Raw genomic sequence first — 24,092 nt, forward strand, 5'->3', positions numbered from 1 at the left:
AAGGGGGCGCAGGTCCATGTCGAACAATGACCCGTTTGCCGAACCCGAGGATGGCGAAAAGACCGTGATCCGGCCCAATCCGGGCGGGCGGCGACCCGCGGGCGTGGCCAGCCCGGCACCCGCGCCGGCCGCACCCGGTCCCCAGGCGGGAACGGCCGCCCAGGCGCCGGAGCCGGCCCCGGCCGGATCACAAGCGCAAGGCGGCGCCACCGATATCGCCAGCGGCGCCACGGGGATGAACCCGCTCAACGCCGCCGCGGCGACGCTTTTTTCGCTGGTCAGCCGTATCCGCAACCGCGCACAGCATCCCGACCCGGACGCGCTGCGCCGCTCCGTCGTGGCCGAGATCCGCGCCTTCGAAAGCCGGGCCACGCAGGCGGGCACCGACGAGCGGTCGGTCAAGGTCGCCCGCTATGCCATCTGCGCGACACTGGACGACGTGGTGCTGAACACGCCCTGGGGCGGGGCGTCGTCCTGGTCCACGCAGTCCATGGTCGGCACGTTCCACCGCGAAACCGTGGGCGGTGACAGGTTCTACGACCTGCTCGCGCGGCTGGAAAAGGATCCGGCCGCCAATATCGACCTGCTGGAATTCCTGTTCATGTGCCTGTCGCTGGGCTTCGAGGGGCGGCTGCGCGTCGAACAGGGCGGGCGCGACAAGCACGCGCAGGTGCGCGCAGGCCTCGCGTCGATCATCCGCGCCCATCGCGGCGCGGCGGAACAGGACCTGTCGCCGCACTGGCAGGGCGTGAACCGCCCGCACCGCCCGCTGTCGATCTGGCGGCCGGTCTGGATCGCCATTGCCGCCGTCGCGGCGCTGCTGGGGACCGGGTTCGTCGGGCTCAGCTTCGCGCTGTCGTCGCAGACATCGGACCTGACCGACCGGCTGGCAGGTCTTGACCGGCCCGGCCCGGTGGAGCTGGAACGCCGCGCGCCGCCCGTGATCCCGGTTGAGACCCCGCAGGCCCGTGCGCAAATCGACCGGGTGTCGGATTTCCTCGAGGTCGAGATCGCGGAAGGGCTGGTCAACGTCTTCCAGAACGCCAACACGATCACCGTGCGGCTTGCAGGGGCAGGGATGTTCGCGTCCGGATCGGACGTGCTGAAGGATCGGTTCGAGGTGCCTCTTACCCGCGTCGCAGACGCTCTCGACGACACGGATGGCCCGGTCATCGTCGCCGGGCATTCGGACAACGTGCCGATCCGGTCGGCTCGCTTTCCCAACAATCTCGCGCTGTCGCTGGCGCGGGCGGAATCGGTCAAGGCGTTCATTGCCGGGCATCTCGACGATCCATCCCGGCTGAAGGCCGAGGGGCGGGCGGACCGCGAACCTATCGCATCGAACGACACTGCCGAGGGCCGCGCCGCGAACCGGCGTATCGAGATCGTTCTGGTCAGGAAGGACGTGCCGTGATGGGCAAGCTGTTGCGGGCGCTGGGATCGTCCATCGGCATCACGGTGATCGTGGCGCTGTCGCTGTCGCTGTGCATCTGGTTCCTGGGCGGTTTCCTCGGGATCGGCGATGCACGCCCGCTGCAAGGCGTCGCCGGGCGGCTGGTCGGGCTCGGCATCCTGTGGATTCTCGCGCTGGTCGTGATCCTGATCCTGCTGCTGACGGCGCGCAAACGCGACGCGGCCATGACCGAAGAGATCGTCACAGCCACCGACGCCACCACCGCCGAGAACGCCGCCGTACGCGCCGAACTGGACGAGATGCGCGGCAAGCTGCGCACGGCGCTGGGGTCGCTGCGGCGGTCGCGCTTCGGGCGCGGGCATCTCTATGAACTGCCGTGGTATGTCATCATCGGCCCGCCCGGCGCGGGCAAGACCACCGCGATCGTCAATTCCGGCCTGCAATTCCCGCTGGCCGAGGAGATGGGCAAATCCGCCATCGGCGGCGTCGGCGGCACGCGCAATTGCGACTGGTGGTTCACCGACAGTGCCGTGCTGGTGGACACCGCCGGGCGCTACACAACCCATGAAAGCGACAGCACGGCGGACAACGCCGCGTGGCTGGGCTTTCTCGGCATCCTCAAGAAATACCGCAAGCGCCAGCCGATAAACGGTGCCATCGTCGCCGTAAGCCTGTCGGACCTGTCGATGCAGGACGAACGCACGCGCGAAAGCCACGCCGCCGCGATCCGCCGCCGCCTGACCGAACTGCGCGAAAAACTGGGCGTGCGCTTCCCGGTCTACGTTCTGTTCACCAAGGCCGACCTGATGGCGGGCTTCATCGAATTCTTCGATCCGCTGGGCAAGGAGGCCCGCGGCCAGGTCTGGGGTTTCACGCTGCCGCTGGCGGCAGGCAACGACAGTGGCAGCCCGCTGACGCGGTTCGATGCCGAATACGGCGCGCTTCTGGACCGGCTGAACGCCCAGTCGCTCGACCGGATGCAGGCCGAAACCGACGCGGGCAAGCGCAGCCTGATCGCGGGCTTCCCGGCGCAGGTCGCCTCGCTCCGGGCGGTGGCGCGGGATTTTCTGGGCGCGCTGGTGCAGGACAACCGGTTCGAACACGCGCCCATGTTGCGCGGGGTCTACTTCACCTCGGGCACGCAGGAAGGATCGCCCATCGACCGGCTGATGATGGGCATGGCGCGGACCTTCGGGATCGGACGGCAGGCGCTTGGCAGCGGCAGCGGGTCGGGCAGGTCCTATTTCCTGACGCGGCTCTTCACCGACGTGATGTTCCCGGAATCGGGGCTCGTGTCCGCCGACGACCGGGTGGAACGGCGGTATCGCTGGACCCGGCGCGCGGCCTTCGCGGCGACTCTGCTGGCCGCTGTCGGCATGGGCGCGGTCTGGACCCGCAGCTACATCGGCAACACCGCGCTGATCGAGGCAGCGGACACACAGGCGACGCAATATGCCGAGGCCGCCGCCCAGCTTCCGGACGGCCCGGTCAGCGACACCGACCTGCCCGCCATCGTACCTGCACTGAACATCCTGCGCGACATGCCGGTGAACCCGGCCGCAGGCACGTCCGAACGCCAGGCCGGTCTGGGCTGGGGGCTCTACCAGGGCGCGGTGATCGGCAATCAGGCCGCGCAGGCCTATCGCGCCGGGCTGAACGAGCACCTGCTGCCGCGCCTGCTGCTGCGTCTGGAAGAACAGATGCAGAGCAACATCAACAATCCCGACCTGCTCTATGAGGCGCTCAAGGTTTACCTGATGCTCGGGCTGATCGGGCCGATGAACGCGGATCTGGTTACCGAATGGATGACGGTGGACTGGCTGCTGGCCTATCCCGGCCCCCAGCGCGCCGGGCTGCGCGACGACCTGTCTAGCCATCTTGCCGCCATGCTGGACCAGCCGATGGACGCGATCACGCTGAACGACGATCTCGTGAAGCAGGTACAGGGCGTGCTGGCGCGCATGCCGCAGGCGCAGCGGGTCTATAACGGGATCATCAACAGCCAGGCCGCGACGCAACTGCCGCAATGGCGGCTGACCGATGTGGGCGGCCCGTCGCTGTCGCGCGCCTTCGTGAGGTCCACATCCGCGCCGCTGACCGAAGGCATTCCCGGCATCTACACCTATGACGGCTTCAACCAGGTGTTTCTGGCCGAGGCGCTTGGCGTGGCCGAGCGAATCCAGCGCGATGCGTGGGTGCTGGGCGAACAGAACGCCGCCGACCAGAGCGAGGCGGCGCTGGCCGCACTCAGCCGCGATGTGCTGGGCCTCTATTACAACGATTTCGTGGCACAATACGACAAGCTGCTGGCGGAGCTGGACATCGTGCCGCTGCGCTCGCTCAGCCACGCGGTGGAGGTCACGAACGTGCTGGCCGGTCCGACCTCGCCTATCGTGAACGTGCTGACCGCCGTGGCCAAGGAAACACGGCTGACCTATGTGCCCCCGCCCGCCGAAGACGCCGGGGGCGGGCCTACGGCCGAGCAGGCGGCCCTGACCGGGCGCATCGCCGGGCGGCTTGCAGGCGTGAACACCCGGCTCAACCCGCAGGCCCAGCGGCTGCTGGAGACGATGAACACCGGCACCGGCGCAGGCGGCGGGGAACCCGAACTGCCCGGCCAGTATGTCGAGGACCGCTTTTCGTGGCTGCACGACCTGGTCGCCAGCGAAGAGGGGCAGCCATCGCGGCTGGACGGGCTGATGCAGTCGCTGACGCTGGTCTACCAGGAACTTAACAAGCTGAACTTCGCGGGCGACCCCGGCACGCCGGATCCGCAGGGTTCGGCGCTTGCGCAATTCCAGGCCGAGGCGGACCGGATCGGGGGTCCGCTGCAACGCTGGGCGCAGCAGATCGTGATCGGGTCGTCCGGGATCACCGCCGACACGACCCGCGCCGGGCTGAACGCCCAATGGCAGGCCGGCGTGCTGCCCATGTGCAAGCAGGCCACCACGAACGCCTATCCCTTCGACCGGCGCGCGGCAGCCGACATCGCGCTGGCGGATTTCACGCGGCTGTTTTCCCCCGGCGGGCTGATCGACGCGTTCTTTTCCCAGAACATTGCCGAGTATGTCGATACCCGCACCCGCCCCTGGACGTGGAAGACGGTGGGCGGCGGGGATCTGGGTGTCTCGCAATCGGTACTGGAACAGTTCCAGCACGCCGCCGATATCCGCGACGCATTCTTCGCGACGGGCCCCTCGGCGGGGGTAAGCTTCCAGATCACGCCTTATTCGCTGGCCCCCGACGCCGAGGCGGTGATCCTCGAAATCGACGGCACCACGATTTCCTATCAAAGCTCGGGCGCCCAGCCGCGCCCCACGGCAGTCACATGGCCGGGCACAGTGGGTCTTGCGCGGCTGACATTCCTGCCGCCGAAGGCCGGGTCGGAAAGCACGCTCAATCGCGACGGGCCGTGGGGCTGGTTCCGGCTGCTGGACGCGGCCGAGATCCGCGACACCAGCGTGTCCGACCGCAAGCGGATCATCTTCAGCGTGGGCGGCCGGCTCGCCATGTTCGAAATGCAGGCGGGTTCGGTGCTCAACCCGTTCGCGCTTCCGGCGCTCAGCGCGTTCCGCTGTCCCGAAACCTTCTGACCATGGGCGGCTTCGGAGCCTTCGGAAAGATGCCCGCGCTGGGGGATTTCTTCCGCTTCGACATCGATACCGCCTTCGTGTCCGCGTGGGACGGCTGGCTTCAGGCGGGGCTGCCGCAGGTGCGCGCCGATCTCGGGGCGCGCTGGACGGGCTGCTACACCACCGCGCCGATCTGGCGCTTCACGCTGACCGCGGGGCTTGCCGGGCCGCAGGGGGCGCAAGGCGTGGTGATGCCGTCGATCGACCGGGTCGGACGGCAGTTTCCGCTGACACTGGCAATGGCGCTGCCCGCCGGACGGTCCGCGATCCTTGCGCATCTGTCGGCCGCGCCCACCTTCGAGGCGCTGGAACTGGCCGCGCTGGATGCGCTCGGTGACGCGATGACCCGCGAGCGGCTGATCGAGCGTGTCCGCGCGATCCGTCCACCGCCGTTGCCGCGCACGCCGCATTGCGCACAGGGGCCCGGCATCATGGCGGTGCGCCTGTCCGACGGCACCGACCCCGGCCATGCCGCCGCCGCGCTGGCGGCACCGGGCGGGTTCCGCAGCCCGTCGGTCTGGAGCGCAGTTCTGGACGGCGACACCCGGCTGATGCTGGCCGAGGGACTGCCGGGCCGGCGGCGCCTGCGCGCGTTGTTCGACCTGGAGGCCGATATCTGGCGCGAAACGACGCGAAGCGAAGGAACGCCGACATGAACGGGATCAGGTACAACGCGGTGACCCATGTCGGGCGCGTGCGCAAGATCAACGAGGACGCCATTCTCGCCCTGCCCGATCTTGGGGTCTGGGTTGTGGCCGACGGCATGGGCGGTCACGCCGCGGGGGATTTCGCCAGCCAGACCGTGGTGGAGGCCGTCGCGGGGCTGTCCGCCGATCTCGGCCCGGCGGACAGGATGCGCGGGCTGCGCGACGCGATCAACGGCGCGCATGCCACGATCCTTGAAGAAGCCGCACGCCATGGCGGGGTCACGATCGGCGCCGCGGTGGTCGCGCTGATGCTGGCGGACGGGCATTTCGTCGCCTTCTGGGCCGGTGACAGCCGCCTGTACCTGCTGCGCGACGGCGCGATCAAGATGCTGACAACGGACCATTCGGTCGTGGCCGAATTCGTCAAGTCCGGCCAGATGACGTGGGACGAGGCGGAATTCCATCCGCAGTCCAATGCGATCACGCAGGCAGTGGGTGTGGGCGATGCGCCGGGGCTGGAAAAGATCCGCGGCGAGACGCGGCCGGGCGACCGGTTCCTGTTGTGTTCGGACGGGCTGAACAAGCATGCCGGGTTCGAAACCCTCCGCGCGGCGCTTCAGGATACGCCCATCGAAACCGTGACCGACCGGCTGCTTCAGATCGCGCTCGATGGCGGCGGCAAGGACAACGTTTCGATCATCGTGGTGGATGTGCCGTAGGGCCTGTCGCGGCGATCCGTTGTCGCGGATCACGCCACAGCGGGTCATCACGGCACGCGGCAAGCGGCGGCGCAAACCGCTTTCGCGGGGCGCGGTCGATCACGGCAGGCGGGTCGTCAGGATGCGCGTGTCCAGCGTGTCGATGACCCCGGTCTGCCGGGCCAGCGCATCGGCATAGCCCTGCGCGGATTCCGTGGTCGGGCGCATCCCGTCGATGAATTCCTCCTCCGCATGGATCACCACGATCTGGGTCTTGCCCAACGCGGTTTCGTCCACCACGAAGGCCAGCTTCTTGCCGCCCGACTCCGCCGCCTCCGCCAAGGTATGCGCCAGGCGCACGATCACCGGCCCCTCGCGCCCGTCGCGCAGCGCCGCCACGCCGTTTTCGGGCCGGTTCACGTTTGGCAGCAGGTGGAACACCTTGCCCGACACGTCCAGCGCGGACACGTACAGGAATCCCCCGGTCACGTCGTCCGGGATCACGAGGTCGATCACCGGGTTCTGCCCGACGACGAAATCGCCATCCGGACGATCCTCGCCCGTGTCGCCGAGACTGAAAGTGATCCCGAAACCCGCCGGCGGCGCGTTGGGCAGCACGGTGTCGAACAGGCACAGGGTCTCGTTGCGGATCTCGGCCTGAACCTCGACAGGGCGCATCCCTGCCATCCTTTCGATCGCACGGGTCAGCCCGTCGCGCGTCGCTTCCGCGGCAAACCGCCCGGTTACGCGCACCGTGTCGGCATTGGTGTAGCCCTGAGCTGGCGGATCGACCAGCCGCACTGCGCCGCAATCGGCATAGGCGGTCAGGACAGGGTCCAGCGACGAGGGCAGCAGGATGCGCGGGCCGAGTTCTATCCAGGATTCCAGCGTCATCCCCGCAGCTGCGGCGGCTTCCGCCAACGCCTGCTCGGTCTCGGCCAGAAGATCGCGGTCGCGGGTCAGGCCCTCGATGCGCACATCGTTGTCGCTGAGCGCGATCCGCCATTCGCCCAGCGGCGCAACGATATCGACATACGTGCCCACGGCAGCAGCCCAATCCGCCACGATCTCGCCGCGGGCCGGGGTCAGGTCCGCCGTGCCGCCAAGCGCCGTGATCTGCCGGGTCAGTGCCGCGGCGGCATCCTCGGAAGGCGCGTAGCCTTCGGCGCGGGCGGGGCCCTCCGGCGGTTGTTCCAGCGTCAGTGTGAAGGGATCGGCCACGGGCAGCGCCGGGCCGAGAAGCGGGTCGAACACCCCGGCGAACCACGCACCACCCAGCGCCGCGGCCACGACCAGGCCACCGAGCCCGGCCACCAGCCCGCCCCGGCCCCTGCGTTCCGGCGTGTGCGCCGGGCCAGTTGCCTTGCCCGCGCTGCCGGTCCGCCCCGGCGCGGGGCGCGGCGCGATGACCGTCGCCTCGTCGATATCCGGAACGGCCGCATCCGCGGCAGGGCCGCCCCGGATCAGCGCCAGAACCGCGCCGATGTCCTGAAGCCGGGTCTCTGGATCGGGAACCGTCATCCGGTCGATCAGCGTCCTGAGCGGCTCCGGCACGCCCTCCGTGTCCAGCGGCAGCCCCTTCTTCTCGATCACTTCCATCGGGTTGTTGCCGATCTGCGGGGCCTTGCCCCGGAAGGTGGCCAGAAGCAGCGCGCCCAGGGCATAGATATCGGACCGCACGTCGCTGCGCCCGTTCAGTTGCTCGGGCGCGGCATAGGCGTATTTCCCGGCGAATTCGTTGCCGACGATGGTTTCCGCGCCCGGATTGGTATCCTTGGCGATCCCGAAATCGATGATCACCGCCTCGGACGGGCTGCCGTTGCGCAGGATGATGTTGTCCGGCGACAGATCCCGATGGACGATGTTCTTGGCGTGGGCGGCGGCCAGCCCCTCGGCCACGCGCTCGGCCACGACCATCAGTTCGGACGCGGGCATGCCGCCCGATTTCAGCTTCTTGTCCAGCCCCGGACCGTCGACGTAATCCATCACGAGGAACACGTCGCCATTGTCGTTGCGCTGGTTGTGGTAGTAACGGACGATCGCGTCGTGCCGGATCTCGCGGATGTCCTCCTCGCGGGTCATCAGGTTCAGGAAACCCTCGTCGCGTGAAAACTCCGCCCGCAGCACCTTCAGCGCGACCCGGTTGCCCGAAATCTCGCTGCGCGCCTGATACACCTCCGACGTGCCGCCGCGGCCCAGCACCGCCTCGATCCGGTAGGTGTTGTTCAGAAGGTCACCGACCTTGAATGTCGCGCCGTTCATGTCCGCCCCGCCGCACAAGACGGGCGATCCGTGCGCGCGGGGCGCACCACGTCAGCCCAGGACCTGGAATTCGACCCGTCGGTTTTCATCCGCGCGCGGATCCTCCGGCAGGATCGGGGCACTTTCGCCCACGCCCACGGCTTCCAGCCGGGTCGGGGCGATGCCGCAATCGGACACGAGGAACCGCTTCACTTCCTCTGCGCGCAATTTCGACAGACGCTGGTTGTATTCTTCCGATCCGGCGCTGTCGGTGTGCCCGAGGATGCGGAACACCTCCACGTCGATCTTGTTCATCACGCTGCACAACGTGGCCAGCTTCGGTTTCTGGTCCTCGCGCAGCGCGGCACTGTCGAAATCGAAGGCGATGTTGATGTTGACCTGTTCTTCCGGCGGCAAGGTCTGGAAGCCCACCGGGGCTTCGTCTTGCCGGGCAACGGTGGTCGTGTCGGAAGCCTGCGGCGCGGCCGCGGCCTCCGCGCCGTCGGACACCGGCGCGATCGAAAGCCCGCGGGTCTTCTGCTTGTTGAACCGTTCGAGGATCTGCTCCTCTGTCATCGCGGCGCCGTCCGACTGCGCATGCGCGGCGGGCGCCATCGCAACGAAGCAAGCCAGAAGAAGAGAATAGCGCATCATCATCGTTCCATACCTTTCCGGCCCGAATGCCCGAAACCTACTAGATCACCCAAACCATAACAACATCCTTGCGCCGTTCCGTGCGATACGACACCGGCGTGGCGATTGACTCGCCGGGGGGATCAACGCACCGTTTCATCGTGACGTCGATACCGGAGAGCAGGGCTTGCGCATCGCCATCGGACTAATCGCTGCGGCCATCGCCCTGATCGGGGCCGGGTTGATCTGGTTCCTGGTCCAGTCCATGCCGCCGGGCGAAGGCGGGACGGCGCAGCAAGGCGGCGGCGCGGCGGTGGACAGCGCCGCGCGGATCGAGATCGAGTCCCTGCGCGGGCAGATCGACGCATTACGGCGCGAGGTGGAATCGCTGCGGACCGAACTGCGGAGCCTTGCGACGCGCCCGGTGCCGCAATCCGCAACGCCCGGCGATAATCCCGCGATCAATTTCGGCCCGAACGCCATCCGGGATACCTATGCTCAGGTGGTGCTGATCGCGCAACGGCGCGACGTCAACGCCGGGCTGGAACATGCCACGCCGGATTTCCTGAAATCCTTCCTCGGCAGCCCGCGCGAGAACCTGAGCGACAGTTGCGAGGAAATGACGAACCCGACGCTGAAATCCATGCTGGAAGTCGAACAGGTCGGGCCGGTGCGGGTGCGCATGCTGCGCCCCGCGCTCGACAGTCTTGGCGAGGTGCTGGAGAACATCCGCAAGGCGGACCAGGACCTTTACGACCGGATCAACACCGCCGGGTCGCTGTGCGTGCGCCAGATCCGCGGCAGCGTGGGGCGTGTGTCCAGCCACTCCTTCGGGCTGGCCGTGGACCTGAACATCGACGGACAGCTCGATACGCTCGGCGATGGCAAGACGCAGCTCGGCCTGACCATCCTTGCCGATTTCTTCCGCGAGGCAGGCTGGATCTGGGGCGCCGGGTTCAGCCGCGAGGATTCGATGCATTTCGAGGTCAGCCGCGGGCTTCTGGAGGAGTGGCGCGCGGAGGGGAAAATCTGACCGCGCCGCCGCCTGTCAGATCCCGGCCAACGTATCCGAGATGGACTGCATGTTCGCCACACGGTCGCGCAGGCGGGCGAGTTCGGGGTCGATGCTGCCCTGCGTGCTGAGCCCGTCGCTGATCAGAAGCGACCGGGTGCTGGCAAAGAACGCCTCCTGCTGGCGCGCCACTGCGACGGTGTCGTCCACCTCGGCCCGAAGCCGTTCCGTCAGCCCGGCATCCTGCGTGGCGGCGGCGGCCTGCCGTTCGGCCAGCGCGGCCCGCATCGCGCGGATGCTGTCTTCCATGCGGTCATTGGTGCGGCGCAGGTCCGCCGTGACGGCGTCCAGCACCTGTTCCTGCGTGGCGTATTGTTCCTGTAGCTGGCGCACGTAGCCGCCCGCCGCCGCCCCGCCGAAACGCCCGACCTCGGCCCCGGCGAACGCGCCCTGCACGCCGCCCGCGGCACCCCCGATCAGCGCGCCCAGCCCGGCCCCCGCCAGCCCCCCCTCGCCCACGGTGCGCTGCAGCCGTTCGCGGCTTTCGCGCAGCTCGCGCTCTGCGGGAGTTTCCGGGGTGTAGGTGACGACCTCGCCGCAGGCGGTCACGGCAAGGCAGGCCAGAACTGCAGCGACCAGCCGGGGGGAACCGGATCGGGCGATGGTCTTGTCCTCCAGATGGCGCAGGGCAGGCGCGAAACGCTCTGGCCAGAACGCTAGACAAGATGCAAGACTGTGTCCACAGGCGCGGTCCGTCGCGTTACCGTCGGGCCATGTTGCCGGAGGCAGACACGTCATGCGTGCAATCGCGATCATCCTGTTGCTGTGCGCCGGGATCGCCACACCCGCCGGGGCAGCCGGGCGCGTGGCCCTGCTGATCGGCAATGCAGGCTACGACCGGCCCGAACTGTCCCTGGCCAACCCGATCAACGACGTGGACGCGCTGTCGGCGCGGCTGGGCGAGGTCGGGTTCGACGTGATCACCGCACGCGATTCGACCCGACCCGAGATGCTGGCATCGCTCGATCAATTCGCCCGCAACGCGCGGGATGCCGAGATTGCGATGGTGTTCTATGCCGGGCACGGGGTGCAGGTCTCTTCCGAGAACTACCTGATCGGCGTCGAACTGCCCGCGCTTGCGGCCGATGCGGTGGCCGCGTCCAGCATCACGCTGAGCGAGATCCGCGAAGCTGTCGACCGGGCGGATGCGGACCTGTCGGTCATCATCCTCGATGCCTGCCGCAACAACCCGCTGGTGGAAACCGGCATCGCGCCCGAAGGTCTGGCACAGTCGCGCGGCACGGCGGGAACCCTGATCGCCTATTCCACCGACCCCGGCAACGTGGCGCTGGACGGGTCGGGCACCAACAGCACGTTCACCGAAGCGCTGCTGGACAATATCGCCACCCCCGGCATCGACGTGCGCATCATGTTCGGCCGCGTGCGGCAGGAGGTCGTACGTGAAACCCGCGGCTTGCAGATCCCGTGGGTGGAGGAATCGGTGCTGGGCGAATTCTACCTCGTCCCCGGAAGCCGCCCCGACACCGTGGATGCCGAGGTCCGGGACTGGGAAGCCGCCGACGAGGCTGGCAGCGCCGCGGCCTATGCCGCCTATCTCGACCGCTATCCCGACGGGCTGTTTGCGCAGGTGGCGCGCACCCGGATCGAGGCGCTGACCGCCGAGGGCGACGCCCCCGCGCCCGAAATGTTCGCGGCGCTCGACAATACCGGCGCCGTCGCGGCGTCGCTGGAGCTTCTGGGCTATGCCTCCGCCACGCGGGACGTCGGCCCGCAGGACCTCGGCCCCTATCTCGCGCAGGCATTCGCCGACTGGCGGGCCGCGCAGCGCCCCGGCACCGGCACCGTGGAGCGCCTGATCGAGGACGGCGCGCAGATGGCGGTGTTCCTGGGCACCTACACCGCTGGTGTGCTGCGGCAGGATCTGCGCGCCTTCATCGCGCTGGAACGGAATCTCGAACTGGCGCAGGACGATCTGGCCCGCGCTCGCGCGGGCTTTGGCGACGATCCGGCGGCCCGGCCCGTGATCGACGAGATCGCGGCGAATGTAGCGGCGATGGTCGCGCAGCGCGATGCGGTCGCGGCGCGGCTGGACGCATCGCGCAGCTATTACCACGACCTGATCAACACCACCGAGGCGAATTTCATGCCCGAGATTTCCATCGATCTCGTGCCGCGCCACGGTGCCACCCGCGGCGGCACGGAAATGCCCAGCCGCGTGCTGGAGGACGCGCGCACTTTCCTGCGCCAGCTCGACATCATGTCCCGCGCGCCCAGCGGATCCTACGCGTGGCTCACCGATTTCCTGGAGGAGGACCGGCCATCGCCCGACAGACCCTGAGCCTGACCGGCTGCGGCGCATTGCTGCTCGCGGCCTGCGCGACCTCCGACGACCCGGCGGACGGGGGGTTTCTGTCCGGTGTGTCCGGCCTGTCGAGCGGCACCTATGACGCGCGCATCGCGGAACGCACCGCCGCCGTAGAGACGGAGCAGGCGCGTCAAGCCGCCCTGACGGCGGAACTGGCAGCGCTGGAAGGCGAACTGGCAGCGCAGCAGCGCCGCATCATCGAACGCCGCGCGCAGGCCGCAGCGGCGGGCACGCCGATCCCCGCAGACCTTGATGCCCGCGTGAACGCGACGCTCACCGCCGCGCCGGGCGGCCGGACGGATGACGAACTATTGCAAAACTATCGCAGGGCGGTGGCGGATGCGCGCGAGCTTGCAAATCTTCTCGCAAATATCTGACCCTTGGTTAACCATGTTTCCATGCCAAAGTGCGCTTGCGCACAGTCGGGAAAGACAGAACGACGCAAAGACTTGAGCGCCCACGATAGCTGACACGGGGATTGACGTGCCATGACCAACCGACCAGCAAGCACTGGAAACAGGACTCTCACGGCGCGGCTCATCGGCGCGGGCCTCCTGTCCGCGGCACTGTTCGCGCCGGTGGCCGCCTTTGCGGCGGACAACTTTTCCCTCACGGTGATCAGCGAAGGCGTGACCACCACGAATTCGGCGGACACGATCGAAGACTTCGTCGATCTCGGCCTGTCCTCGTCCGGCTTTGTCACCCTGAACCCGGCCTATACCGACACGTCGATCGCCACGGGCAACCTGAATTTCCGCGGCCTGCCGATGTCCGTCGTGTTTCCCACGTCCGGACCCGAACTCGTCTACTCGATCCCGGAACTCGGGTTCAGCCGCACGTTCGGGGCACAGGCCACGCGCGACGGCAACGGCGAGGATCTCGAGGATTTCCTGAAAACCAACCAGGAGGGACTCCTGGGAAGAATCCTCAACTATTTCGTCGAGAACACAGGCGCCGACCCCGTGGCGGGCAACCCTGCCTCGTTGCAGGGCACCATGATCGCGTCGGATTTCGGGGTGGGCACCGGGCTTGGCGCGGGCAACGGCTCGCGCGGCACAAGTGCGGCCGGCGGCGATGGCGAAGGGCGGCGCAACGTCTATGGCCTTGGCGCGCGCTTCGGGCGGTTCTCCGTCGATGGCAACGACATCGATACCGTGAACCTGCCGCTGAGCTTCGTGCGCCCGCTTGACGATCCGCGCTATGCGATCATCATCGACGTGCCGCTGACCTATTCGCGCACCAACGGATCGGAATCGGCGGCGGCCTCGCTCGGTCTCGGGATGCGCGTGCCGATCACCACGCGCTGGACATTGACCCCGATGGTGCGCGCCGGCGCGACCGGATCGATCGATCTCGGCTCGCTTGCAGCACTTTATTCCGGCAGCCTGTCGTCGTCCTTCCGTTTCGACGTTGGATCGACCGAGGTGAATATCGGCAACATGCTGTCCTATATCACCACCAGCGGCGCCACCCAGAGGGTGGACGATTTCGAGATCGACTATGACCTCCAGAACACCGTCACACGCAACGGTGTCGGCGTGACCGGCCCGCTGGGCTATGACCTCTTCGGCACCGAAACGACCTGGCAAGCATCGGTGGTGAACACGCAGATCTTCGGCGACGCGGTTTATATCGATAACTACACCGATTTCGCCGTGTCCTTCGGCACCGAGGCGTCGCGGAACGGGCTGACCTGGGACGCGATCCGCATCGGGTTCACCTACACGGTCGGCAACGAGGGCTACCAGGGCGGCCAGATCAATTTCGGCTACCAGTTCTGACAAAGGTGCCCGCAACGCACCGACGGCCCATGCCGGGCCGGATCAAAGCCCCTGCGCCCGTTCGGCGGATCACACCCTGATCGGGGTCGCCCGCCGCAAGCCATAGCCATTGGCATGGGACGCCGCGAGGATCGGTTCCCACACCGATGTCAATGCGGTCTCGCGGCGGCGCACGAAGGGGCCGATATACTCCGCGTCGCACCGCAACTGGGCGGCTTCCTCGGTGCTTGCATGCGCGACGAACAGGTTTCCGGCAACATGCGCACAGCCGAGATCCGCGTGCCGGGCCGCAAAGCCGCCATAGGCCGCAATCAGGATCGTACCGGGCCGCACCCCCGCCGCGATGCGCGCCTCCAGCGCCTTCATCGCGTCCATGTCGCGCATCGGACGGTAGAAATACACAACGTCGTAATCGTCGTAGCCGTCGAACGCCATCGCGTCGCCTTCGATGACCCGGCACTGCGCAAGGCCCATGGCCGCGAACAGCGATTGCGCCGTCCGGGCATAGCCGGGGTCGTATTCCAGCCCGTCGGCGCGCGGAAAGAACTCGATCGCGGTGGCGACCTTCAGCCCTGCCCCGCAGCCGACATCGAGAAACCGCGCGGGCGCCCGCCGCCGCTGCGCAAGGTACAGCCGGTAGGCCGCGTGCGCGTGTTCCAGGAACGTACTTTGCGCCAGCCCGATATCCGCGTGACAGCCATGGGCGTGGGCGGCCTGCGCCTGCTCTTCGGGATTGATCAGCCGGTGCAGGCTGTTCAGAAGCGCGTCGCCAACCTCGGCCTGGGTGATCAGCGCTTCGGGCAGCGCGTCGCGCATGACATAAAGCGGGCTGGCCGACGGCGGTGCCTGCTGCGCAAGAAGCGCGCCGACTTCGTGCCACCGGTTCATATCGCCGCGCAGCCGGTGGGTCCGTGCGCGCAGGGCGTACCAGCGCTGCGGCAGCAAGGCCGCCCCGCCCTGCGCCGCAGCCCGCGCGCGCGCCTCGGACGCAAGTTCGCCCTCGACCCGGTCGAAGCGCGGCAGCATTGCCATGACCTCGCGCGCGAGGCCAGTGATCCGGCGCTGGCCCGCCGTGATCCGCGCACTGTCGGTCGGCAAAGGCCGGGCCAGCACCGACGCGATCTCGGCACATTCCCGCGCGATGGCGCCTTCCAGCCGCGCAAGTTCCTGTTCCAGCGCGTCGATCTGCGTGTCCGCCTGCATGTGGCACCCCCGATCCTGCCGAACTGTAACCGAGGTTCACCGGATCGCAATTTCTTTGCTGTCCTGTCGCAAGGAATGGCTTCACGCATGACCGTTCCCTTGAAAACGGTGCAGTGCTAGTGTCAGCATGTACAGAGCGCATTGAACGGGAGTCATCGTGAGCAGCAGCGGCCTTTTCGTCGGCCTTCGGGCACTCGCACGCGCCGGCCTCGTCGCACTTGTCGCGACAGGCATCGGCGCAGGTGGCGCGGCGGCGCAAGACCCCTTCGCCGGTGGCTGGACCTTGCAGCCGGACGCATCCTCGTTGCAGTTCCAGTCCGTCAAGAACAACAGCGTGGTGGAATCAAGTACTTTCGCCACCTATACCGGCGAAATCGCTGAGGACGGGACGGCAACCGTCACGATCGCGCTGGATTCCGTGGACACCAAGATCGACCTGCGCAACGTACGCATGCGCTTCCTGCTGTTCGAAACCTTCCAGTTTCCCGAAGCGGTGGTGACCGCGCGCATCGACCCGGCGCTGGTCGCGGACCTGGCACAGCTCCGGCGCAAGACTGTACCGCTGACCTTCACGCTGGCCCTGCACGGCGTCGCGCAGGAGCTGACAGCTGATGTCGCGGTCACACTGATCACCGGCGATCTGGTTTCGGTCGCATCGAGCGGACCGGTCCCCGTCGCCACAGCACTCTTCAATCTCGACGACGGCGTGACGAAGCTCGAAGAGGCCGCAAAGGTCGATATCGTGCCCTCCGCATCCGTGACCTTCGATTTCGTCTTCGCACGCAACGCGGGCGCCCCGCAGGCCGTCGCCGCGGCAGCGCCCGCCGCCCCGGCCCCGGTGCGCACGGCGCTGGAACCCGAAGGGAATTTCGACCTCGAGGCCTGCAAGGGCCGGTTCGAGATCCTGTCCCGCACCGACAACATCAATTTCGCCTCCGGAAGTGCAGCACTCGATCCACAAAGCGCGTTCCTGCTCGACAGTATCGCCGATATCGTGGCGCGCTGCCCGGGCCTGCGCATCGTCGTGGCCGGCCACACCGATTCCGACGGACCTGAGGCGACGAACCGGTGGCTGTCGCAGCAGCGTGCCGCGTCTGTAGTCGATTACCTTGTGTCGCACGGCGTGGGCGAAGGGCGGATCACAAGCGTCGGATACGGGGAAAGCCGCCCGCTCGTGCCCAACGACTCCCCGCGCAACAAGCAACGCAACCGCCGGATCGAATTCGCGGTGGCCGATGGCTGATCTGCGCATGCGAATTCTTCCGGCCCTCGCGGTGCTGTTCGCCGGTCTGACCGCCGCCGCAGCGGCCGCGCAGGATGCGGCACAGCGCATCGCCCTGATCGTGGGCAACAGCGCCTACCAGGGTGTCACGCAACTGGACAATCCCGCCACCGACGCGCGCGACATGGCTGCGACGCTGCGCGAAACCGGTTTCGACGTCACGCTGCTGCTGGATGCGGATCAGCGAGCGCTGAACACCGCCATCGCCCAGTTCGGCCGGGACCTGCGCGATGCCGGGCGCGATGCCACGGGCCTGTTCTACTATGCCGGACACGGTGTGCAGTCCTTCGGGACCAACTTCCTTGTACCCGTGGACGCGGCGCTGAAGAATGCTGCGGACCTCAGCCTCGTGGGGGTCCCGGCCGAGGCCGTGCTGCGCCAGATGCAGTCCGCGCGCAACACCACCAATATCGTCATCCTCGACGCCTGCCGCGACAATCCGTTCGACGCGGTGCCAGACATGAACGACAACGGGCTAGCGGAAATGAAGGCGCCCACCGGGACCTATCTTGCCTATTCGACGGCGCCGGGATCTGTCGCGCTTGACGGGCTCGACGGGAACAGCCCCTTCACCAAGGCGCTGCTCACGCATATCCCGCGCCCCGGCCTGCCGATCGAGCAGTTGTTCAAGCAGGTCCGCGTGGATGTGCTGGAAGAAACGGGCGGGCGGCAGGTGCCATGGGACGCATCCTCGCTCACCAACGCGTTCGCCTTCGTGCCCGACGAACCGGCGCCGCCGCCGAAATCCGATGCGGAACTCGCCTGGGATGCGGTGCGCGACACGGGCGATCCGCTGCAGATCCTTCTGTTCCTGCGGGCGTTTCCCGATAGCCCGTTCGCCGGCGCCGCGCGCGAGATGATCAACGCGCTGATGGTCGCCGAGCTTTCACCGCCCGCTCCGTCGGCCGAGGCCGCGGCGCCACCGGCACCTGCCCCCGCGCAGCCGCAATCGGTCAGCCCGTCGGCCACGCCCCCGCCGACCGCCCCGCAAGACGCGGAGCGCGAGCTGATCGAAACCGCGCGCACCTCCGGGGCCGCGGCCGATTACCAGGCCTATCTCGATGCCTTTCCCGCCGGGACCTATGCCGAACTGGCGGCATTCGAACTTGCGCTGTTGCGGGAGAAGGCGGCGGAGGACGCTGGCGACACCGTCATCGCCGCGCTGCCGAACGGGGACCGCGCGCTCCAGATCGCACCCGACGCGGCTGACGCGCCGCCTGGTCTCGTCGCACCGACCGGTCTCGTGACGTTCGACGGCCCGCTCGAAACCGGCGGGCCCGGCATCGCGGGCGAAAGCATCGCCACGTTGATCGAGGGCAGCCCGACCTTTCCTCCCATCGAAGGATTGCCCGAATCGCTGTGGAAGGATGCGACCTGTGCCTCGTGCCACCAGTGGACGCCTGATGCGCTGTGCACACAGGCCAAGACCTACCTTGGCCAGAACGCGCCCGCGCTGGCCAAGTCGCATCCGCTGGGCGGCGGGCTCAAGCACAATCTTCGCTACTGGGCCGAAGGCGGCTGCCAGTAGGCGCCGGGCCTGACACCCGCACCGCTGCCGAGACAAGCCGGCGCTGTACGCTCGACCGGACAGTCAGCGCGTCGTAGCTGACCGGCAGTCCGGGCGAGGCGCGCCCGCCTAGCGCGCCCGCGTGGAGACGAAGAAATACACCCATTCGCCCTTGAAATCCGGATGCGCCGCGCGCGCCTGCGCGACCCGCGCGCGCAGGAAATCGAGATAGGGGCCCGCAGGTTCGCGCACCGGGCGCAAGCCATCGTATAGCGGCACGGATGCCGCGAAGGCGACCATGATCTCCTGCCCGAACGGCGGGCCTACCCGGATGTCCAGCGCCGGCTGCCCCGCCGCGCCCTGACCAACCACGAGTTTTTCCTTGGCGTCGATCCGGGCCAGCGGCACGATCTCGTTCGGTTGCAGATGCAGGACCATCCCCTCTGCATCGAAATAGTCGATGTAGAAATACGCCGGGTAATCCGGCCCCGTCAGATCGAAGAACAGCCGGTCGCCATCGATGAAGCTGTAGACCCGGGCATGGGCGGTCGGTCCGACGATGCGCGGATCACGGGTCTGTTCGCGCGATTGCGCCAGCCCGACCGACGCGATCCCGGACAGAGCCCCGCAGGTCGGACGCGGCAGCACCAGCATGTTGTCGGCCAGCGGGATCGATGCGCCGACCTGCGCACGCAGCGCGGCCAGCACCGGGGCGCGCAGGCCCTCTTCCGGAATGTGACCGCGCAGTTCGAGCTGGCCGGTTTCGGGGGCGAAGGCCGTCTGCAACCGGGCGCAGGGAACCGATTCCAGAATGCCGGAAATGCCGTCGCGCACCGTGCTTTCGCCCTGCCCGCCATCGCTCGGGCGCAGGAAGGACTGGATGGCGGCCAGCGAAACCGGGTCCATCGCCCCCTCGCCTCCGTCACCGCTCCAGGCCAGCGCAGCGGTCACGCGCTCCGTTTCGGGTGCGGATTGCGCGGCCGGGGCGGCAAGGCTGCCGAGGACACGCGGGACCATGGCGTCCCCGCCCGGATCGCGCGCATCCAGCGGCTGTCCATCGCCGGGTGCCGGGCGCGCCGCCTCCGCTGCCAGCGCCGCGTCCATGGGCACGGGAACCGCTTCGGGCGGGCGCGCGGCGACCGGGGCAGGACGCGAAAGCCCGGCCAACGCGAGGACCAAGCCTGAGTCGGAGGCCGCCACCAAAGGTGCCGCCGCGCCCGCCGCGATCCGCAACGGCTGTGCCTCCGTCCCCGCCGCACTCTCAACGACAGCGATCCGCATGGGCCGGGGCGTGTCCGCCGCGACCGGCACATCGTCCCGGACCGAGACAGATATGGCAATCCGGCCTGGCGCGGGTGCGGCGTCGACCCGGCTGCCCTCAGCGACCGCCGCACCCAGCCGGGCCCCTTGCGCGGACGCCACCGGGGCGGACACACCACCCGGCGACACGGTGGCGGCCTGCGTCGAACCTTCGGCAACGGTCTGTGCCTGCACGGGGGACGGATCAGCCGGACGCGCCCTCACCGCCGCAGGTGCTTCGGCGGGCACCAACGGCTGCCCGACCGGACTCGCGGGCGCCGCCCGGTCGGGCACAAGGTCTGCGGGCGCCACCGCGGCACCGACGGAAGCCCCCTGTTCAACGGGGGCAAGGACTTCACCCGCCAGCGCGCCCAGTTCCGTGACCGCCTGCCCCGGCTCTGCCCGCGGCGTCAGCGTGACCCCCGCCGGAGCGAGTGCCGTGGCACCGGACGTATCGAGTTCGGCCGGACGGGCACGGGACACGGGCACCGCCGCGCCGTCCATCCGCGTGCCTTCCGGCGACGGCGCGTCCGGGCGTTCGGACTTGGGGGTCGCGGGCGGCGCCGTTTGGCTTTCCACCGCCTGCGTGGATATCGCGAGCCGCGTGCGCGGGGTCTCCTGCGGGGCGGTCGGCGCCGGGTCCACGGCCAGCGCCAGCACGCCCACCAGCACCCCATGCGCCAGCACCGACACAAGGACCGCCACGGGCCAGAGACGCGCGCGCCGCCGCATCACGGGACCCCGGGCGTGACCACGAGCACGACCTCGCGCGCGCCCAACGCCTCGATCTCCGCGGCCAGCGGCAGGAAACGGTGCAGCGGGGCTGCGCCATGGGCGTTGACCCGCACCCGCAGGTCCGGCGCATCGCGCAGCCGCGTCCGCAACGCGTCGAGCACGGCAGCCTCGGGCATGGCGGCACCGTCGAGTGCAAGCGTGCCGTCGGCAGCCACAGCCACGGTCGCCCCGCCGCCGGGAAGATCGGTTCCGCCGTCCGAAAGGGGTGGCAGCACCTCGAACGGGGCGGTGGCATCCATGCGGCCGATCAGCAGGAAGAATACGAGCAGGAAGAACACCACGTCGATCAGCGCGACGATGGTTTCAGGCGCGGCGCGCCGCGGACGCCGGACCAGCCTCATGGCCGCACCTCCACCCGGAGGATGCGCATCGCTGACGGCCCGGCCCGCGTGATCGCGTCAATCACACGCACCAGCGCCTGCACATCGGCCTGCCCCGATGGCAGGACAAGCACCTCGGCACCGCGCAGGTCCGGCGCGCGCAAGGCCGCGGTCAGCGCGTCCGCATCCAGCGCGCGCCCGCGCAGGTAACTGCGCCCGTCCGCGCCAAGGCGCACCATGACCGGGCTGCCGGGCGCCGCCACGGCGGCCCCTTGCACGACATCCGGCGCTGGGGCGTCCGGCGCGCGCTCGGCCATGGGGATCATGTCGAGATCGAGAAAAGTGGACGTGACCATGAAGAACACCAGCATGATCATCAGAACGTCGACCATCGCCACCAGCGAGATCACCGCCCCCTGTCGCTGTCTGCGCGTGATCTGCATGCTGCGCGGTCCCTTCCTGTCCGGCGCGTCAGTCCAGCCGATCCTCGATCGCGAAGAGCCGTCCGACGGAGGCTTCGATACGCTGCGCCACCGCGTCCACCCGCGCGGCGAGCAGCGTCGCGGCGATGGCCGCCGGGATCGCCACGATCAGCCCGACCGCGGTGGTCAGGAGCGCCTGCCAGATGCCCGCCGCCAGCAGTGACGCGTTTGCGGCCCCTTCCGCCAGAGCCAGTTCCCGGAACGACTGGATCATGCCCAGCACCGTGCCCAGCAACCCCATGAGCGGGCTGACCATGGCGACCAGTTCCAGGAACCGGATGTTGCGGTTCAGAGTGGAGATCTCGGCATTGCCCCGCCATTCGAGATCGTCATCCAGCCGTGCCCGCGGCAAGCCCGCGCGCAGTCCGGTCATGGCCTGGTGCAGGAGCCGGTCCACCGCGGTGCGGCCCGGCGCCAAGGAGGCCATCGCCGCTTCGCGGTCGCCCTCCGCCCATGACGCCAGCGCCTGCGCGCGCGTGGCCTCACCCGAGAGCGCGCCGGACAATTGCAGCACCTTCGCCGCGATCACCGTCAGCGACACGAGCGACAGCACCACGAGGATCATCACCACCGGCCCGCCGGCCAGGAGCATGTCCAGCAGACCGGCCATGACCTATTTCACCAGCGGCGCGGGGGTCCGGCTGGCAAGGTCCATGAGCGCGAAACAGTCGGCTTCGGTGGCATTCTGCGGTTTGCAGCTCGATACGTCATGCAGCAGCACCTCGGATATGTCGGCGCAGGCGGTCTGCGGTATTTCGAACAGTTTCAGCGTGGTGCGATCGGCAGGCAGGGGTGCGGCGTCGATGGTCAGCAATCGGTCGATCACGCCCTGCGGATCAAGGATCGCCAGCGACATTTCGAACCCTTCGAAGGCGGCGCCGGTGTCATTGCGGAAAAGGAAGAACGCCCGGCACCCTTCGCCCTCTGCGCCGTCCTCGAACTTGTTCAGCTCCACGGTCAGGCGTCCGTCCTGCGCGGCGCCGATGGTTCCGGTCACGGCGGTCAGCGCCGCCACCATTATCGCCCCGCGCATGTCGATCCCTCCGCCATTGCCTAGGGTCAAGCCAAAGGGATAAGCGCGGAGCGGTCAAGATATCATTGCCCATCGCGGCGCAGGCAGACCGGGCGCGGTGCCGTGTCTCGTCCCGAACCGCGGTCAAAACGCGGTGGAGGCTGAACGGGGCGACGTTCTGCGCCGACGGCGCCACGACAAGCGGCAGGCAAGGGCATCCCCAGAGAAGCTCAGTCCTCCCGGAATGCCTTGTCGACATAGTACATCGCGGGTTTGGTCAGATAGGCCATCGGGCTGCGTGCCGAAGTCTGGATGAATGCATCGGCGGGCATGCCGGGAAACAATGCGCTGCCCGCGGGAAAACGCCCGGCTTCTTCGGGGGGAATCGTGATCCGGATGTCGTAGAACCGTGCGCCGGTGCGCTCGTCTTCCAGCGCGTCGGGGGAAATGTTTGTCAGTATGCCGCTGATTTCGGGCGTCTCGTTCTGGTCGAGCGCCGGGAACCGGATGGCCGCAAGCTGTCCGGGATGAACCTTGTCCCGCTGCAACGCGTCGATCCGCGCCGAGATCACCAGCGACTGGTCGAGCGGAACGATGGACAGGAACGGTTCCGCCGCGCGCAGGACCGACTGCGCGGTCGTGACCTGCATGTCGTGGACCACGCCGGACACGGGCGCGGTGATGTCCAGCCGCGCGATCCGGCTTTCGAGATGTCGCAGACGTTCGATGCCTTCGCGCAGATCCGTTCGGGTCTCGGCCAGTTCCTGAATCGCGCGTTCGCGATACTCCGTGCCGATTCCGACGATCTGCATGTCCAGTTCCGCGACCTGCGCGCGCCGCTCTGCCATGGCCGAGGTCACTTCGCCGAGGCGACCTTTCAGTTCCGACCGCGCGCGGTTGAGGGACAAAAAGCGGCTCTTTTGTGTCAACCTTGCCGAAAGCAGCCGTTCCTGGTCCGCGATCTCCTCGTCCATGAGCACGATCTGTTCGCGCAGGGCCGCCGCCTGGTCGGCCAACCCGGCGACCTGAATGTCCAGTTGCGCGATACGCTCGCGGATCGTGGCCACCTGCTGGGCGCGCGACGCCTTTCGCGACTCGAACAGGGCAAGCTGGCTGTCGTGGCTCTGCCGGGCCTTCGCATCGCTTTCCATGGCCTGCAGGAGTGCGGGCACGGGCGGCATGGTCTCCGCGTCCTGCTGTTCGGCCAGAAGCCGCGACTTGCGCGCCATCAGTTCGAACACTTGGTCGCGGACGGTCGTGCGCTCGGACATGAGATCGGCACCGTCGAGCCGGGCAAGCAGGTCCCCCTGCTCGACCACATCGCCGTTGCGGACAGAAATCTGTGCCACCGTACCGCCATCGACATGCTGCACCGTATGCTGGCTGGTTTCGACCGCGATATGCCCCGACGCGATCACGGCGCCGGAGATCTCGGCCATGACGGCCCATGACCCGAAGCCGCAGACAAGAACGACAAGCGCCGCGGTGCCAAGGCGGAGCGCGGGTGATGCCGATGTCAGCCGGTCCGCCACAGGCGCCTGCCCGCGCCCCCGTGTCGAAGTCTCGTATGTCACGCGAGCGTTCCTTTCCATGTCGCGACCCACATCCATCGGCGGGCCGTCATTATCCATCTCCGCCCGTCCCGAACCTGTCGCCGGGGCGGGCATTGCGCATCTCGGTCCGCGGTCAGGCGCTTGCGGCGACCCGGCGCCGCGGCGGCGGGGCACCGGCGGCCGCCCCGCCGCCCG

The 24,092-nt window shown here is 68.3% G+C and carries 20 protein-coding genes; 10 read left to right on the plus strand and 10 right to left on the minus strand.

The genetic code is table 11. The features are described from left to right. Positions 1 to 16: 16 nt before the first annotated feature. Genes icmH through DDE13_RS05970 form a run of 4 tightly spaced genes read left to right on the plus strand, consistent with a single transcriptional unit; the run spans position 17 to position 6,412 of the window. The gene (gene icmH, locus DDE13_RS05955) at positions 17 to 1,414 is read left to right on the plus strand and encodes a type IVB secretion system protein IcmH/DotU (RefSeq protein WP_111402438.1); all 1,398 of its coding nucleotides are present in this window, start codon (positions 17 to 19) and stop codon (positions 1,412 to 1,414) included. Beyond that, positions 1,414 to 5,007, plus strand: coding sequence for a type VI secretion system membrane subunit TssM (tssM, locus tag DDE13_RS05960; protein ID WP_111402440.1), 3,594 nt, complete (start codon positions 1,414 to 1,416; stop codon positions 5,005 to 5,007). The genes icmH and tssM overlap by 1 nt, the downstream gene beginning before the upstream one ends. Positions 5,008 to 5,009: 2 nt before the next feature. Next, positions 5,010 to 5,702 (plus strand): type VI secretion system-associated protein TagF, encoded by a 693-nt coding sequence (gene tagF, locus DDE13_RS05965; protein WP_111402442.1) that lies wholly within the window; start codon positions 5,010 to 5,012, stop codon positions 5,700 to 5,702. Further along, positions 5,699 to 6,412 (plus strand): PP2C family protein-serine/threonine phosphatase, encoded by a 714-nt coding sequence (locus tag DDE13_RS05970; RefSeq protein WP_111402444.1) that lies wholly within the window; start codon positions 5,699 to 5,701, stop codon positions 6,410 to 6,412. The genes tagF and DDE13_RS05970 overlap by 4 nt, the downstream gene beginning before the upstream one ends. A 99-nt stretch (positions 6,413 to 6,511) precedes the next feature. Here DDE13_RS05970 and DDE13_RS05975 read toward each other — a convergent pair whose 3' ends face one another. Next, entirely contained in the window at positions 6,512 to 8,653 is a 2,142-nt protein-coding gene (locus tag DDE13_RS05975; protein ID WP_111402446.1) for a serine/threonine-protein kinase, read from the minus strand. A gap of 51 nt (positions 8,654 to 8,704) precedes the next feature. Next, positions 8,705 to 9,283, minus strand: coding sequence for an OmpA family protein (locus DDE13_RS05980; RefSeq protein WP_235868606.1), 579 nt, complete (start codon positions 9,281 to 9,283; stop codon positions 8,705 to 8,707). Between the two features lie 169 nt (positions 9,284 to 9,452). Here DDE13_RS05980 and DDE13_RS05985 point away from each other — a divergent pair, with 169 nt between their 5' ends. Next, the gene (locus tag DDE13_RS05985) at positions 9,453 to 10,298 is read left to right on the plus strand and encodes a M15 family metallopeptidase (RefSeq protein ID WP_235868607.1); all 846 of its coding nucleotides are present in this window, start codon (positions 9,453 to 9,455) and stop codon (positions 10,296 to 10,298) included. A 15-nt stretch (positions 10,299 to 10,313) separates the two neighbouring features. Here the strand turns inward: DDE13_RS05985 and DDE13_RS05990 are convergent, their stop codons facing one another. Beyond that, on the minus strand, positions 10,314 to 11,075 hold the full coding sequence (locus DDE13_RS05990; RefSeq protein ID WP_162630876.1) for a hypothetical protein: 762 nt from the start codon (positions 11,073 to 11,075) through the stop codon (positions 10,314 to 10,316). On the opposite strand from DDE13_RS05990, the gene DDE13_RS05995 reads away from it, so the two are divergent. The 3 genes from DDE13_RS05995 to DDE13_RS06005 all read left to right on the plus strand — a co-directional run bounded on the left by DDE13_RS05995 (position 11,074) and on the right by DDE13_RS06005 (position 14,444). After that, positions 11,074 to 12,636 carry a caspase family protein gene (locus tag DDE13_RS05995; RefSeq protein WP_162630877.1) on the plus strand — a complete coding sequence of 521 codons (1,563 nt, stop codon included), beginning with the start codon at positions 11,074 to 11,076 and terminating at the stop codon, positions 12,634 to 12,636. The genes DDE13_RS05990 and DDE13_RS05995 overlap by 2 nt on opposite strands. After that, the gene (locus DDE13_RS06000) at positions 12,585 to 13,040 is read left to right on the plus strand and encodes a hypothetical protein (RefSeq protein WP_162630878.1); all 456 of its coding nucleotides are present in this window, start codon (positions 12,585 to 12,587) and stop codon (positions 13,038 to 13,040) included. The genes DDE13_RS05995 and DDE13_RS06000 overlap by 52 nt, the downstream gene beginning before the upstream one ends. A 111-nt stretch (positions 13,041 to 13,151) precedes the next feature. After that, positions 13,152 to 14,444, plus strand: coding sequence for a hypothetical protein (locus DDE13_RS06005; protein WP_111402454.1), 1,293 nt, complete (start codon positions 13,152 to 13,154; stop codon positions 14,442 to 14,444). A gap of 69 nt (positions 14,445 to 14,513) precedes the next feature. On the opposite strand, the gene DDE13_RS06010 is transcribed toward DDE13_RS06005, so the two are convergent. Then, complete coding sequence (locus DDE13_RS06010) at positions 14,514 to 15,647, minus strand: methyltransferase domain-containing protein (RefSeq protein ID WP_111402456.1); 1,134 nt, start codon at positions 15,645 to 15,647, stop codon at positions 14,514 to 14,516. A 157-nt stretch (positions 15,648 to 15,804) separates the two neighbouring features. On the opposite strand from DDE13_RS06010, the gene DDE13_RS06015 reads away from it, so the two are divergent. Continuing rightward, entirely contained in the window at positions 15,805 to 16,890 is a 1,086-nt protein-coding gene (locus DDE13_RS06015; RefSeq protein ID WP_235868608.1) for an OmpA family protein, read from the plus strand. Positions 16,891 to 16,897: 7 nt separating this feature from the next. After that, positions 16,898 to 18,457, plus strand: a complete 1,560-nt coding sequence (locus tag DDE13_RS06020) for a caspase family protein (RefSeq protein WP_111402482.1) — start codon at positions 16,898 to 16,900, stop codon at positions 18,455 to 18,457. A 108-nt stretch (positions 18,458 to 18,565) separates the two neighbouring features. Here the strand turns inward: DDE13_RS06020 and DDE13_RS23555 are convergent, their stop codons facing one another. The 6 genes from DDE13_RS23555 to DDE13_RS06050 all read right to left on the minus strand — a co-directional run bounded on the left by DDE13_RS23555 (position 18,566) and on the right by DDE13_RS06050 (position 23,918). Beyond that, on the minus strand, positions 18,566 to 20,467 hold the full coding sequence (locus tag DDE13_RS23555) for a DUF4384 domain-containing protein (RefSeq protein WP_111402458.1): 1,902 nt from the start codon (positions 20,465 to 20,467) through the stop codon (positions 18,566 to 18,568). Continuing rightward, positions 20,467 to 20,871, minus strand: coding sequence for an ExbD/TolR family protein (locus DDE13_RS06030; protein WP_111402460.1), 405 nt, complete (start codon positions 20,869 to 20,871; stop codon positions 20,467 to 20,469). The genes DDE13_RS23555 and DDE13_RS06030 overlap by 1 nt, the downstream gene beginning before the upstream one ends. Next, a complete protein-coding gene (locus DDE13_RS06035; RefSeq protein WP_111402462.1) occupies positions 20,868 to 21,293 on the minus strand; it encodes an ExbD/TolR family protein in 426 nt (141 codons plus the stop codon). The genes DDE13_RS06030 and DDE13_RS06035 overlap by 4 nt, the downstream gene beginning before the upstream one ends. A gap of 28 nt (positions 21,294 to 21,321) precedes the next feature. Further along, positions 21,322 to 21,942 (minus strand): MotA/TolQ/ExbB proton channel family protein, encoded by a 621-nt coding sequence (locus tag DDE13_RS06040; RefSeq protein ID WP_111402464.1) that lies wholly within the window; start codon positions 21,940 to 21,942, stop codon positions 21,322 to 21,324. Positions 21,943 to 21,945: 3 nt separating this feature from the next. Continuing rightward, complete coding sequence (locus tag DDE13_RS06045; RefSeq protein WP_111402466.1) at positions 21,946 to 22,365, minus strand: hypothetical protein; 420 nt, start codon at positions 22,363 to 22,365, stop codon at positions 21,946 to 21,948. Between the two features lie 209 nt (positions 22,366 to 22,574). Then, a complete protein-coding gene (locus tag DDE13_RS06050) occupies positions 22,575 to 23,918 on the minus strand; it encodes an HlyD family type I secretion periplasmic adaptor subunit (RefSeq protein WP_162630879.1) in 1,344 nt (447 codons plus the stop codon). Positions 23,919 to 24,092: the final 174 nt, after the last annotated feature.

Source organism: Meridianimarinicoccus zhengii, from assembly GCF_003254465.1.
GTDB classification, from domain to species: Bacteria; Pseudomonadota; Alphaproteobacteria; order Rhodobacterales; family Rhodobacteraceae; genus Meridianimarinicoccus; species Meridianimarinicoccus zhengii.

Bases quoted from the DNA above. Each gene is read 5' to 3' on its own strand.
- DDE13_RS05995 (WP_162630877.1), top strand. From the start codon at position 11,074: ATGCGTGCAATCGCGATCATCCTGTTGCTGTGCGCCGGGATCGCCACA.
- DDE13_RS06045 (WP_111402466.1), bottom strand. From the start codon at position 22,365: ATGCGCGGGGCGATAATGGTGGCGGCGCTGACCGCCGTGACCGGAACC.
- DDE13_RS05990 (WP_162630876.1), bottom strand. From the start codon at position 11,075: ATGACGTGTCTGCCTCCGGCAACATGGCCCGACGGTAACGCGACGGAC.
- DDE13_RS23555 (WP_111402458.1), bottom strand. From the start codon at position 20,467: ATGCGGCGGCGCGCGCGTCTCTGGCCCGTGGCGGTCCTTGTGTCGGTG.
- DDE13_RS05970 (WP_111402444.1), top strand. From the start codon at position 5,699: ATGAACGGGATCAGGTACAACGCGGTGACCCATGTCGGGCGCGTGCGC.
- DDE13_RS06005 (WP_111402454.1), top strand. From the start codon at position 13,152: ATGACCAACCGACCAGCAAGCACTGGAAACAGGACTCTCACGGCGCGG.
- DDE13_RS06035 (WP_111402462.1), bottom strand. From the start codon at position 21,293: ATGCAGATCACGCGCAGACAGCGACAGGGGGCGGTGATCTCGCTGGTG.
- DDE13_RS05975 (WP_111402446.1), bottom strand. From the start codon at position 8,653: ATGAACGGCGCGACATTCAAGGTCGGTGACCTTCTGAACAACACCTAC.
- DDE13_RS06010 (WP_111402456.1), bottom strand. From the start codon at position 15,647: ATGCAGGCGGACACGCAGATCGACGCGCTGGAACAGGAACTTGCGCGG.
- DDE13_RS05980 (WP_235868606.1), bottom strand. From the start codon at position 9,283: ATGCGCTATTCTCTTCTTCTGGCTTGCTTCGTTGCGATGGCGCCCGCC.
- tagF (WP_111402442.1), top strand. From the start codon at position 5,010: ATGGGCGGCTTCGGAGCCTTCGGAAAGATGCCCGCGCTGGGGGATTTC.
- icmH (WP_111402438.1), top strand. From the start codon at position 17: ATGTCGAACAATGACCCGTTTGCCGAACCCGAGGATGGCGAAAAGACC.
- DDE13_RS06020 (WP_111402482.1), top strand. From the start codon at position 16,898: ATGCGAATTCTTCCGGCCCTCGCGGTGCTGTTCGCCGGTCTGACCGCC.
- DDE13_RS06040 (WP_111402464.1), bottom strand. From the start codon at position 21,942: ATGGCCGGTCTGCTGGACATGCTCCTGGCCGGCGGGCCGGTGGTGATG.
- DDE13_RS06030 (WP_111402460.1), bottom strand. From the start codon at position 20,871: ATGAGGCTGGTCCGGCGTCCGCGGCGCGCCGCGCCTGAAACCATCGTC.
- tssM (WP_111402440.1), top strand. From the start codon at position 1,414: ATGGGCAAGCTGTTGCGGGCGCTGGGATCGTCCATCGGCATCACGGTG.